The sequence below is a fragment of the Algibacter luteus genome, from assembly GCF_030344935.1.
GTDB lineage: Bacteria > Bacteroidota > Bacteroidia > Flavobacteriales > Flavobacteriaceae > Arenitalea > Arenitalea lutea.
The window spans coordinates 3,412,376-3,424,104 of record NZ_CP128313.1; the positions used below are offsets into that span (position 1 = coordinate 3,412,376).

At 35.9% G+C, this 11,729-nt stretch carries 14 protein-coding genes; all 14 read left to right on the plus strand.

Going from position 1 to position 11,729, the window contains the following annotated elements; genetic code table 11:
• The first annotated feature begins 22 nt into the window (after window positions 1–22).
• The 14 genes from O5O44_RS14570 to O5O44_RS14635 all read left to right on the plus strand — a co-directional run bounded on the left by O5O44_RS14570 (window position 23) and on the right by O5O44_RS14635 (window position 11,729).
• Entirely contained in the window at window positions 23–253 is a 231-nt protein-coding gene (locus O5O44_RS14570) for an SHOCT domain-containing protein (RefSeq protein ID WP_289194958.1), read from the plus strand.
• A 4-nt stretch (window positions 254–257) separates the two neighbouring features.
• On the plus strand, window positions 258–539 hold the full coding sequence (locus O5O44_RS14575; RefSeq protein WP_289194959.1) for a DUF5676 family membrane protein: 282 nt from the start codon (window positions 258–260) through the stop codon (window positions 537–539).
• Between the two features lie 63 nt (window positions 540–602).
• Window positions 603–1,136, plus strand: coding sequence for a hypothetical protein (locus tag O5O44_RS14580; RefSeq protein WP_289194960.1), 534 nt, complete (start codon window positions 603–605; stop codon window positions 1,134–1,136).
• Window positions 1,137–1,146: 10 nt separating this feature from the next.
• The gene (locus O5O44_RS14585) at window positions 1,147–1,947 is read left to right on the plus strand and encodes an AlbA family DNA-binding domain-containing protein (protein ID WP_289194961.1); all 801 of its coding nucleotides are present in this window, start codon (window positions 1,147–1,149) and stop codon (window positions 1,945–1,947) included.
• 4 nt (window positions 1,948–1,951) lie between these two features.
• A complete protein-coding gene (locus O5O44_RS14590) occupies window positions 1,952–2,662 on the plus strand; it encodes a lycopene cyclase domain-containing protein (RefSeq protein ID WP_289194962.1) in 711 nt (236 codons plus the stop codon).
• An 11-nt stretch (window positions 2,663–2,673) separates the two neighbouring features.
• The gene (locus O5O44_RS14595) at window positions 2,674–3,192 is read left to right on the plus strand and encodes a hypothetical protein (protein ID WP_289194963.1); all 519 of its coding nucleotides are present in this window, start codon (window positions 2,674–2,676) and stop codon (window positions 3,190–3,192) included.
• Between the two features lie 27 nt (window positions 3,193–3,219).
• Window positions 3,220–3,681 carry a universal stress protein gene (locus tag O5O44_RS14600; protein WP_289194964.1) on the plus strand — a complete coding sequence of 154 codons (462 nt, stop codon included), beginning with the start codon at window positions 3,220–3,222 and terminating at the stop codon, window positions 3,679–3,681.
• Window positions 3,682–3,697: 16 nt separating this feature from the next.
• Window positions 3,698–5,089, plus strand: coding sequence for an NAD(P)/FAD-dependent oxidoreductase (locus O5O44_RS14605; RefSeq protein ID WP_289194965.1), 1,392 nt, complete (start codon window positions 3,698–3,700; stop codon window positions 5,087–5,089).
• Window positions 5,082–6,395 carry a Na+/H+ antiporter NhaA gene (nhaA, locus tag O5O44_RS14610; protein ID WP_289194966.1) on the plus strand — a complete coding sequence of 438 codons (1,314 nt, stop codon included), beginning with the start codon at window positions 5,082–5,084 and terminating at the stop codon, window positions 6,393–6,395. The genes O5O44_RS14605 and nhaA overlap by 8 nt, the downstream gene beginning before the upstream one ends.
• A gap of 1 nt (window position 6,396) precedes the next feature.
• On the plus strand, window positions 6,397–7,410 hold the full coding sequence (locus tag O5O44_RS14615; protein ID WP_289194967.1) for a type II glyceraldehyde-3-phosphate dehydrogenase: 1,014 nt from the start codon (window positions 6,397–6,399) through the stop codon (window positions 7,408–7,410).
• 12 nt (window positions 7,411–7,422) lie between these two features.
• On the plus strand, window positions 7,423–8,484 hold the full coding sequence (locus tag O5O44_RS14620; RefSeq protein ID WP_289194968.1) for a class I fructose-bisphosphate aldolase: 1,062 nt from the start codon (window positions 7,423–7,425) through the stop codon (window positions 8,482–8,484).
• 11 nt (window positions 8,485–8,495) lie between these two features.
• Window positions 8,496–9,851: a dicarboxylate/amino acid:cation symporter gene (locus O5O44_RS14625; RefSeq protein WP_289194969.1), complete on the plus strand. Its 1,356-nt coding sequence runs from the start codon at window positions 8,496–8,498 to the stop codon at window positions 9,849–9,851.
• Window positions 9,848–10,768 carry an alpha/beta fold hydrolase gene (locus O5O44_RS14630; protein ID WP_289194970.1) on the plus strand — a complete coding sequence of 307 codons (921 nt, stop codon included), beginning with the start codon at window positions 9,848–9,850 and terminating at the stop codon, window positions 10,766–10,768. Before O5O44_RS14625 ends, O5O44_RS14630 begins: the two co-directional genes overlap by 4 nt.
• Entirely contained in the window at window positions 10,755–11,729 is a 975-nt protein-coding gene (locus O5O44_RS14635; protein WP_289194971.1) for an ATP-dependent 6-phosphofructokinase, read from the plus strand. Before O5O44_RS14630 ends, O5O44_RS14635 begins: the two co-directional genes overlap by 14 nt.

An 11,729-nucleotide genomic window follows, 5' to 3' on the forward strand; every position in this document is an offset into this window, starting at 1 on the left:
AACAACTCAAAAATTAAACATTATGCATTTTTACGACGGACATTTTGGAGGTATGCACCTTATATGGTGGATTATATGGGTCATCTTACTAGCTTGGATATTTTTTATCCCAGCAGATATACCATATCAAAAAACAAAAAAAGAGAGCCCATTGGATATATTGAAAAATCGCTTTGCAAAAGGTGAAATATCCAAAGAAGAATATGAAGAATCAATAAAGATTTTAAACTCTAACAATCAATTAAAAAAATAAAATTATGTATCGATTAAATATAAAAAAACTCGGTTTTGCCTTTGGATTTACAGGTGCACTGATTTATTTGGGCTGTATGATCGTAATGGCTACAGCAGGACAAGAAGGAACAATTACCTTTTTTAATAGTCTGTTACACGGTTTAGATACTACCGATATTATAAGAATGGATGTTCCCTTATTGGAAGCTTTATTTGGTATAATTCAGACGTTCATTTTAGGATGGTTAATTGGTGCTTGTATTGGCGCTTTTTATAATGCTCAAATTAGAACAAAAAAGGTTTAACCTATAAAAGCGACGATAAAAATTTCTGGAGATTTAAAAATGACTAAGATAAAAATTAAGAAAATGAAAAAAATTAAATTATTAACCATTTCAACTAGTTTACTATTAGTTGTCTTGGCGGCATGTGAAAAATCAGAATTAATTTCTGATATAGATATAGAAGGTAACTATGTAGGTACAATTTCTATAATTGATGACATGGATAGAATAATTATAGATACCGAAGAAGATGCTACGGCCAATATAAGTAAAATTGGGAATAAAACAATTCGAATCCATTTCAATAGTGCAGTTACTGATTCCACGTTCATACTTAATTACTATGAAGATATTGATGGTGCAATGGTATGTTCCACAGGTGAAGATTTTGAAAACATGTATGGTCATATGCTTGGACAAGGTCACACCAATGGGGGCATGATGGGACATATGCAAAATGATGAAACCGAATGGACCCATCATTTAAATGATGAGCACCAAGAAGGCGATGAACATTTTGGAGGCTTTGATATGCTCAACCATACTTTTGAGTATAGCTTCAAAAGAACAGTAGAGGATATAACATACAATATGATATTTCAAGGGGAGAAATTATAAGCTTATTTGAATGAAGACTAGTACCAACATAAAAAAAATCAAATTAATTTTAATTCATATACTTATAGGTACAGGGATATTCTATTTCTTAATTCACCCTTTTACAATGGTTGTCTATTGGTTTGAGTTTAGTAAAAATTCTTTTTCAGTAGAGCTATTTAGAGAAATTTTACAAAAACGTCTCTTGGAGTCCTTTACATTTAACATGGCAGGAATGGGTGGACTTTTTTCAATACTTGGAGCCAGTTTGGGATTACTGTCTGGCATATTTTGGATAAGCTTCATTAAGAAAAAAAACTTGGTAAAAAAACAAGAACACCTTATGAAACGAGATGTTTTAAAACTTATAGAATTAGGAGAGCATAATTGGGTAGAATTTAAATCGTCAATAAAATATGACTATTTTAAAAAAGGAGCCAATAAAGACTTAGAAGCTGTAATTGCAAAAACAATAGTTGGATTCATGAATGTTGATGGAGGGAAATTAATTATTGGTGTAGATGATGATGGAGTCATTTTAGGACTCGAAAAAGATTACAACACCCTTAAACATAAGAATAGAGATGGGTATGAAAGAGAAATCTTTCGTATTGTCTCCACCTATATAGACCACGAAGCTTGTTTTAGTAACCATGTTTCTTTTTATCAGATAAACGGGAAAGATATATGTTTAGTAGATGTTGAATCCTCACCTAATCCAGTCTATGTTAATGATGGAATAAAAACAACCTTTTATGTTAGAACAGGTAATGCCACCTATCCCTTATCCGTAAAGGAAACGGTTAATTATTTGAAAATCCAAAAAATATAAAACTATGCAATACGTATGGTTCATATGGTCACTTATCATTCTTACCCTTTGGGCAATAATCTATGTTTCAAAGAGAGGGTATAGAAAAGAAATGCTCAAAATGAGTCTTATTACTATGCCCTTTGGTTTAACAGAACCGTTATTTGTACCAGAATATTGGTTTCCACCCTCGCTGTTTGATTTGGCTCAAAAAACAGGCTTCGATATCGAAAGCCTTATTTTTTCTTTTGCCATCGGTGGTATTGGCGTGGTACTTTATAATCTAATTTTTAAACAAAACCTTATTGAAGTAGACCATACAGAGCGAAATCACAGAAGACATCTTTTGCATAAATATATCTTATTTATACCTGCTTTAGTTTTCCTTATTCTAGCAGTTTTTACAACACTAAATCATATTTATTGTGGCACTTTAGCAATGTTCATCGGTGGTCTATCCACGCTATACTGTCGCCCAGATTTAAAAAGAAAGATATGGGTTGGGGGCATCTTGTTTACCATACTGTATTTCATATACTTTGGAAGTATTCTTCCATTTTACCCCCAGTATGTGGAACTATATTGGAATCTCGACAATCTCACCCATATTCTAGTCTTAGGAATCCCAATTGAAGAATTACTTTTTGCCTTCACCTTTGGAATGTATTGGTCTGGCTTATATGAACACTTGTATTGGCATAAACTAATTAGCCTAAATAAAACTCATAATCAATAATAATTTAAAAAATGAAACGAAGATATTTTAAACAACCGAACAACGAACCCATAGTAGTAACAGTAGAAAATCCAAGCGGAAGAATCTACAAGCTATTAATCAGTATTCTATTTTTGATTTTAGCCTCAATAATATTGCTTTCGTGTTCCAACCAGAAAAAAGATAAGCCTGAAACAGCTACGCTTGCAGTCACTAAAACAAAACCCATTCAAATGAATTCAGCTGTTGCTTCTCAAACAACTTATGAAATCGTACCGAATGAAAAAGTCTGTATGGTAAACGACAGGTTTATGGGTGTAAAACAAATACCGATAGATGTAGATGGTACAATCTACTTTGGTTGTTGTCAAGGCTGTGTTGAGAAACTTCAGAAAAACATTGACAATGTCCGCTTTGGAAGTAATCCGATTGATGATACAAAAGTAGACAAGGCCAATGCTGTAATCGTTCAGGATAAAAGTAAAGGGAGCGTCTTTTATTTCGCTTCAAAACAAGACGCCCAAAGCTTTATAAGTAAAAATAAAGCCTAAAATATTTCTATTAATAAACTAAAAATTATGAAAATAGTATTGGCTCTAGACGGTTCAGATTTCAGTAAAGCAGCTGTTGAGCAGCTTAACAGAATAACCTTGCCACTAAGTACGGAGATTTGTATTATAAACGTTTACGAATTTCCTACAGCAATAGGCCCTGAACTGATGGCTACAGGTGGTAGCTTAAACAATTATTATGAAGAATTCATAAGCGGTGCTCAAAAATTGGGTGAAAAAATTGTTTCTGAAGCCAGTGACAACCTTAAGAATTTAAATAAAACACTTACCATAACCACTAGTGTTGTTAGCGGGCTACCCAAAAATGTAATTCTAGAAAAGGCTGAAGATTGGGATGCTGATTTAATTGTAGTTGGCTCTCAAGGTCAGGGTGCGCTCTCACGTCTATTATTGGGTTCTGTTTCACAATATTTAGCCACCCACGCTAAATGTTCGGTAATGATAGCAAGGGACAAAAACAACAGTTAGAGAATCTAAAATAATTATGGAAGATAATCACATACATAGTATATCATCAAAATCTACTTGTAAAGTAACAGATGATATATGCCTACCAGACACCAATTGGCCGCGTTTGGTTATTGTAGGCGGTGGTTTTGCAGGTTTGGCTTTGGTAGAAAAACTAAAGAACAAAAAGGTACAAGTGGTTTTGTTTGACAAAAACAACTTTCATCAGTTTCAGCCATTACTTTACCAAGTGGCAACTAGTGCCCTAGAGCCCGATAGCATCGTGTTTCCCTTCAGAAAGCAGTTTAACGGTTATAAAAACGTGGTTTTTCGATTGGCAGAAGTAGAAGAAATTCAACCTACTTCAAATATTGTAAGAACCAATAAAGGAGATGTTCATTACGATTATTTGGTGTTAGCTACAGGAACAACTACCAATTTCTTCGGTATGGATAACGTAGCTGATAACAGCTTGGGGATGAAAGATATTCGCGATTCTCTCAATATCCGACACATGATGTTGCAAAATTTAGAGCAGGCTGCTATTACCTGTGATGATGAAGAACGTGATACACTAACCAATTTTGTGATTGTTGGAGGCGGTCCTGCAGGAGTAGAAATGGCTGGAGCTTTAGCGGAATTCTGTAAATACATCCTTCCTAAAGATTACCCAGAATACCCTTCAACTATAATGAACATTTATTTGATAGAAGCTAGGGGTGAGTTGTTAAGCTCGATGTCAGACAAGGCATCATCAAAAACCCTAAAATACCTAGAAGATTTGAATGTAAATGTATTACTCAATGAATCAGTAAGTAATTATGATGGCTCAAAGGTTATCACAAATCGTGATAACATCATTATGGCAAAAAATCTAATCTGGACAGCAGGTGTAAAAGGCCAGTTTCCAAAAGGTATTGACAAAAAATATGTTGTCAGAGGTAACCGTATTAAAACCAACCCCTTTTTGATGGTAGAAGATTATAAAAACATATTCGCCATTGGTGATATAGCGGCTGTAATTACCGAAAAAACACCAAAAGGGCATCCACAGGTTGCGCAAACAGCTATTCAACAAGGAAAGTACTTAGGTACATCAATCCTAAATATCATAAAAAACAAGCCTATTAAACCTTTTGAATATCACGATAAAGGTTCATTGGCGACAGTAGGTAAACGTAAAGCAGTAGCCGATTTAGGCAAATTCAGATTTGGTGGTTATTTCGCTTGGCTACTCTGGTCTATTGTTCACCTTATGTCCATTAGCGGCTTTAGAAATAGATTGATGGTTGGTTTTAATTGGGCGGTAAGCTATTTCACTTACGAAAAGAGCAACCGCCTGATTATTAGAAATTTCAACAAACCATCAGAATCAAAATCCACAATCAATTCGCAACCCGCAGTAAAAAAAATAACAATCAATGATTAAAAGTACTGCACATAATAGCGTCTGGAACATTACGAATAAAGTATTTAGCAACACAGGAATTGTGCTTTTAATAGCAGTAACAATAGCTATGCTTTGGGCAAATTCACCTTGGCAAAGCACTTACCAAAATATTCTAAATACTACTATTTCATTTAGCATCGGTAATTTTCAATTGACCGAACCATTACTACTCTGGGTTAATGATGGATTAATGGCTCTGTTCTTTCTTCAGGTTGGTTTAGAATTAAAAAGAGAAATATTAGGTGGAAAACTATCAACACCTCAAAATGCAGTATTGCCTATTGGTGCCGCTATTGGGGGAATGGTTCTTCCTGCCCTCATATATTTTATCCTCAACACTACCGGTGAAGCTTCACAAGGTTGGGGAATACCTATGGCTACCGATATTGCTTTTTCTTTAGGTGTACTAGCTCTTTTCGGAAAACGCTTACCCATTGCATTACGTGTCTTCCTAGTAACACTTGCTGTCGTTGACGATTTAGGCGGTGTATTGGTAATTGCACTTTTTTATACTTCTGGTATATCCACTATGGATTTATTTCACGCCTTTCTTTTCTTTGGATTACTAGTTATTGGCAATTATGCTGGAGTACGAAAAACTTGGTTCTATGCCATTATAGGAATAGGTGGTGTTTGGCTAGCTTTCTTCTTCTCAGGAGTACACCCTACTATTGCTGGCATACTAACAGCCCTAGCTATACCAGGTCGTGTAAAAATAAACGAGGCTACATTTTTACAACGCCTTGCGACATTACACAACAAGTTCAATAAAGAAAAACCTGTAAGAGGTTCGCTAATTTCTCATTCCCAATTAGAAATACTAGAAGAAATCAAAACTACAAGTTCAGAAGCTGAAACACCATTCCAAAAGCTTGAAAATGCTTTAAATCCATTTGTGAATTTTATCGTACTACCACTATTCGCTTTTGCTAATGCTGGTATTCACCTACACGGCAAAGTGTTGGAAGTACTTACCCATCCGATAAGTCTAGGAATAGGTTTTGGTCTCATATTCGGAAAGTTTATTGGTGTCGTCTTATTTTCAAAAATTTTGGTCTTTCTAAAATTAGCAAAACTTCCTAAAAATATTACTTGGTATCACATCTACGGAATTGCCTTTGTAGCTGGTATCGGGTTTACAATGTCCCTTTTTATAAACGAATTGGCATTTGCCGATGAAGAATTTATCTATACAGCAAAAGTAAGCATCCTGTTTGCTTCCTTAATTGCAGGCATTATCGGTTCCATCATTTTAATAAAAAATCAAACACTTAAAACAATATAATATGAAAAAAATAGCAGTAATAGGATACGGAGTAATAGGAAAAAGAGTGGCCGATGCAATCAACCTACAGGATGATATGAAGCTTTCTGGAGTATGTGATATCATAAGCGATTGGCGCATTCAAAATGCGGTAAGAAAAGAGTATGATATCTATTCAGCAACTGATGAAGCTGAAGACAAAATGAAGTCTGAAGGCATTACAATAAAAGGAAATATGCAAGAACTTTTAAATAAGTCAGACCTTGTTGTGGATTGCACCCCTAAAAAGATTGCAGCTCAAAACGTGGCAATCTATAAGGAACAGAACATCAAATTCATATTGCACGGTGGCGAAAAACACGAAACCACGGGGCATTCCTTTAGTGCCGAAAATAATTATGAATCGGCGTTAAATAGAGACGCGACCAGAGTAGTCTCTTGCAATACAACCTCTATATTAAGAACGTTAACCGCGTTAAAAAGAGCTGATTTATTGGATTATGCCAGAGGGACGCTTTTAAGAAGAGCTACAGACCCTTGGGAAAGTCATTTGGGTGGTATAATGAACACCATGGTGCCCGAAAGAGATATCCCGAGCCATCAAGGTCCGGATGCTAAAAGCGTTGACCCAGAATTAGATGTGATTACTTCTGCGGTAAAAGTTCCAGAAACTTTAAGCCATATGCACTACTGGAACGTGAAGTTAAAAAAGCAAGCCTCGAAAGAAGAAGTTTTAAATGCTTTTAAAACGTCTAGTCGTATAAAGTTTATTCAATATGACCAAGGCCTAGTCTCAAACAATACCATTAAAGAAATGTTTTTGGATATGGGAAGACCTTGGGGCGATATGTATGAAGTGGCCCTTTGGGAAGATATGTTGAAAGTACAGGGAGATGAACTCTTTTATGCCTATATCGTGGATAACCAAGCTATAGTAATACCAGAAACTATAGATGCTATAAGGGCACTTACTGGAATAGAGGCAAATGGGACTAAATCTATATCTAAAACCAATGAAAGCTTAGGTATACACTAATTCTTATCAAAAATGAAAACAAGCAACAACATTATAGAAATATTAGGCGAAAAAGCACCCTATTATTTAAATCACATCTGTGAAAAAATAACAAAAGATGAATTACTAACACCAAGTGATAATAGCCTTGACAAGGTTTTTATTAATAGCAATAGAAATCCACAGGTACTACGCAGTCTTTCACAGTTATACGGTCACGGAAATCTGTCAGGAACTGGGTATTTAAGCATCCTGCCTGTTGACCAAGGTATTGAGCATAGTGCTGCTTTCTCATTTTATAAAAACCCAGATTATTTTGACCCAGAAAACATTATTAAGCTCGCTATAGAAGCTGGTTGTAATGGAGTAGCATCAACCTTTGGCGTTTTGGGACTAAATGCCAGAAAATATGCCCATAAAATACCTTTTATTGTGAAGATTAATCACAATGAACTACTTACCTATCCTAATAAATATGACCAAACACTATTTGGTAAGGTAAAAGCGGCTTGGGATATGGGAGCGGTTGCCGTGGGTGCTACCATCTATTTTGGTTCAGCGGAAAGCAATAGACAGCTCAAAGAAATTTCAGAAGCTTTTGAAGAGGCTCATAATCTGGGTATGGCAACCATCTTATGGTGCTACACCCGAAACGAAGCATTCAAAACAGAAAAAGAAGATTATCACGCAGCTGCCGATGTAACTGGTCAGGCAAATCATTTAGGTGTAACCATACAGGCAGATATTATTAAGCAAAAACTTCCAACCAACAATTTTGGTTTTAAGAATATCGATTTCGGTAAATATGATGATGAAATGTATGAAACGCTCACTACAGAACACCCTATTGATTTATGCAGATTACAAGTAGCAAATTGCTATATGGGAAAAATAGGATTGATTAATTCAGGTGGTGGCTCTAAAGGGGAAACTGATTTAACTGAAGCTATTACAACAGCAGTAGTTAATAAGCGTGCTGGAGGCTCAGGGCTAATATTAGGAAGAAAGGCTTTTCAAAAGCCTTTCGGTGAAGGCGTTGAATTATTGAAGTTGGTTCAAAGTGTTTACTTGGATTCAAAAATCAGTATAGCATAACAAAATAGGAAATGTTTGACACGGAGATAAAATCACTTAAATCACTAAACGACTATCTGGTAAAACTGGTAGAGAATCGCCTATGGCTCAAAGTAATCATCGCTTTGTTTCTAGGTGTTGGGTTTGGTTTGCTCTTGAGTCCTCAAAATGGTTGGATATCTAAAGAAACAGCTGACGTGGCAGGTAATTGGCTAGCACTTCCTGGTGTACTTTTTCTAAAGTTGGTTCAAATGATTATGATTCCTTTGATTGTTGCATCTATCATCACTGGTATTGCAAGTAATGATAAGGGCAGCCTAAAAAAATTAGGTGGTGGTGTGTTACTCTATTTTCTAGGCACTACTATAGTTTCGGTAAGTCTTGGTACCATTATCTCTCAGCTCTTCAAACCAGGACGCTTCTTGCACCAACAGGCACTATCAGAACATAATGATGTATCATCCGTAAATTCAGAAGGCACCGAGCTGTCATTCGGACTTGAAAACATCCCTGACGCTATATCAAATTTGCTTCCAGAAAATCCTTTGGCCTCAATGGTAAGTGGTGAAATGTTAAGTATTGTGATTTTCACAATCATTATTGGTGTAGCTGTGCTATCACTTGAGGATTCTTTACTGCGCCCAGTAAAGCTTCTTTTAAGTGCCATACAGGAAGTCTGTATGACGGTAGTAAAATGGTCAATGCTTCTAGTACCTATTGCCGTTTTTGGTCTTATGGCGCAGCTTACCTCTAGTGTTGGATTAAGTTCCTTATCTGGTCTAACATACTATGTAGGAGTAGTACTTCTTGGCCTTCTATTATTGGTGATTTTCTATTTAGGACTTGTTGCACTATTGGGAAAAACAAACCCATTTCAATTCCTAAAAAAAATAAGGGATGTACAACTATTGGCTTTTTCAACGACAAGTTCTGCGGCTGTGATGCCCTTATCACTAAAAACCGCTGAAGAAGAACTACAAGTAGACAAGACCATCAGCAATTTTATAATTCCCATTGGTGCTACAGTTAATATGGATGGAACTGCACTCTATCAAACCATAACTACGCTGTTTATCGCTCAAGCCTATGGCTTGGAAATGAGTTTACTAAACATCATAGTGGTCATCGTTACCATTGTAGCTGCATCCATTGGCACACCTGCTATACCAGGTGGTGGTGTAGTTATTTTGGCTTCAGTACTCAGTAGCGTTGGCATACCCTCAGAAGGCATAATCATTATTATTGGAGTAGAAAGGCTGTTAGGAATGTTCAGGACTGCTGTTAACGTAACTGGTGATTTAACTGCTTGTGTAGTCTTCAATAAGTTTTATGGTAAAACGCCAATTTTAGTAAATAGAAATATAGTAAATGAAAGTTCAAAACAATGACATTACTACTCATATCCATAGTGTTTATTTTTCCTGTTATTGCTATAGCAGGTTATCAACATTACAAGATTGGTAAGCAACCAGCTTATGATGCCAACAAAACTTCATTGAACTATGAAATAATAGGTTCTGGAGAGAACAAACTTGTTTTGTTGCACGGATTGACAGGCTCTATAAAATATTGGAAACGTGAATTAGATGGGATTACCAAAACACATACATTACTTCTTATTGACCTTCTCGGTTTTGGTGATTCGCCAAAACCAAAAAGTGATTATTCTCTATTAAGTCAGCAACAAGCTTTAGAATTAGTTCTAAACAAGGAAGGGTTCAACGATGGAAATATACTTATTGCTGGACATTCAATGGGAGCTATAATTTCGTTGGCACTATTGGAAAAGCAACCAACTTGGTTCAAAGCAGGAATACTTATAGGCATACCTGTTTATAAAGATGTTTATGAATTTAAGAAAGTTATGTCCACACATTCCTTTGTAGATAGGATTTCAACAAGCAAATTCTCGAAATACATCTGTATGATTCATCCCATATTTATGTCAAGTGCATTCAAGCCTGATAACCTAACGGATGAAGTTTATGAAGATGCAAAAAAGCATCATTGGATGAGTTATTATTATTCGCTCACAGAAGTCATCTTGAAAACAGATTTATTTGCGATAGCAAGGAAAATTAAGGATAAAGGTATCCTTTTTATTCACGGGGAAAAAGACACTACGGCACCTTTAGAAAATGCCTTAAAATTATCAAGGGAATTTAAAAACGTACACTTTATTACTTCATCGGAAGGAGACCATCAATTCTTTCTGAAAGAGGCAGAATTTGTTTGGAAGGTAATTCAAGATTTTACTATTTCAGAAATAAGATTACAAAAAAAAATATCAAATGAACACGAATAAAATTAAACATATAGGCGTATTTACATCCGGAGGCGACAGTCCTGGGATGAATGCTGCATTGTATGCAATCACAAAATGTGCTGAAGTTAATGAGATTAAAGTAAGCGGTTTTAGAAAAGGATATGAGGGATTAATAGATGGTGATTTAATTCCATTAAAATCACACGATTTACAAAAGTTAGTACATCAAGGTGGCACAATTCTAAAAACGGCAAGAAGTGAGCGCTTTATGACCCTGCAAGGCCGTGAAAAAGCGCTACAAACTCTACGGAAAGCCCATGTAGATGCCCTAATTGCTATTGGCGGCGATGGCACTTTTAAAGGTCTATTGGCCTTTTCAGAAATATGTGACATCCCTTTTATTGGTATTCCTGGAACTATTGATAATGACCTTGCTGGAACGGATTATACCCTAGGCTTTGATTCTGCTGTAAATACTGCTATTGAAAATATTGATAAAATACGAGATACCGCTGAATCCCATAACCGTGTGTTCATTGTAGAAGTAATGGGAAGAGATTCTGGATATATTGGTATCCATTCAGGATTAGTGGTTGGTGCCAATGGCATCCTAATTCCTGAAAGTACGCAGGACTTACACCTCTTACTAGAAAAAGTTAAAAATTACCATAGCGAGGATGCATTCCTAATTGTAGTATCCGAAGGTGATGAAACAGGTACAGATTTAGTCGCATCCAAAATTAAGGAAGTCAACCCAGATATAGATTTACGAATAACAAGACTAGGACACGTTCAACGTGGCGGCCATCCATCAGCTTTTGACAGAATGCTGGGGATAAGACTTGGTGCTGCTTCTATAGACGTGCTTTTGCGAGGTTCTGAAAATGTTATGGTAGGGTTATATAATAATATGATTTGCACCACCCCATTTCAAAATGTCGTAAAACAGCATCATATAGATGAAGAATTGCAAGACCTTTTAAAAGTTTTTGGTTCATAA

What these genes read in the sequence shown, in the direction of transcription:
- O5O44_RS14580 (WP_289194960.1), top strand. Translation starts at nt 603, where the DNA reads ATGAAAAAAATTAAATTATTAACCATTTCAACTAGTTTACTATTAGTT.
- O5O44_RS14600 (WP_289194964.1), top strand. Translation starts at nt 3,220, where the DNA reads ATGAAAATAGTATTGGCTCTAGACGGTTCAGATTTCAGTAAAGCAGCT.
- O5O44_RS14620 (WP_289194968.1), top strand. Translation starts at nt 7,423, where the DNA reads ATGAAAACAAGCAACAACATTATAGAAATATTAGGCGAAAAAGCACCC.
- O5O44_RS14585 (WP_289194961.1), top strand. Translation starts at nt 1,147, where the DNA reads ATGAAGACTAGTACCAACATAAAAAAAATCAAATTAATTTTAATTCAT.
- O5O44_RS14590 (WP_289194962.1), top strand. Translation starts at nt 1,952, where the DNA reads ATGCAATACGTATGGTTCATATGGTCACTTATCATTCTTACCCTTTGG.
- O5O44_RS14635 (WP_289194971.1), top strand. Translation starts at nt 10,755, where the DNA reads ATGAACACGAATAAAATTAAACATATAGGCGTATTTACATCCGGAGGC.
- O5O44_RS14625 (WP_289194969.1), top strand. Translation starts at nt 8,496, where the DNA reads ATGTTTGACACGGAGATAAAATCACTTAAATCACTAAACGACTATCTG.
- O5O44_RS14575 (WP_289194959.1), top strand. Translation starts at nt 258, where the DNA reads ATGTATCGATTAAATATAAAAAAACTCGGTTTTGCCTTTGGATTTACA.
- O5O44_RS14605 (WP_289194965.1), top strand. Translation starts at nt 3,698, where the DNA reads ATGGAAGATAATCACATACATAGTATATCATCAAAATCTACTTGTAAA.
- O5O44_RS14615 (WP_289194967.1), top strand. Translation starts at nt 6,397, where the DNA reads ATGAAAAAAATAGCAGTAATAGGATACGGAGTAATAGGAAAAAGAGTG.
- O5O44_RS14570 (WP_289194958.1), top strand. Translation starts at nt 23, where the DNA reads ATGCATTTTTACGACGGACATTTTGGAGGTATGCACCTTATATGGTGG.
- O5O44_RS14630 (WP_289194970.1), top strand. Translation starts at nt 9,848, where the DNA reads ATGACATTACTACTCATATCCATAGTGTTTATTTTTCCTGTTATTGCT.
- O5O44_RS14595 (WP_289194963.1), top strand. Translation starts at nt 2,674, where the DNA reads ATGAAACGAAGATATTTTAAACAACCGAACAACGAACCCATAGTAGTA.
- nhaA (WP_289194966.1), top strand. Translation starts at nt 5,082, where the DNA reads ATGATTAAAAGTACTGCACATAATAGCGTCTGGAACATTACGAATAAA.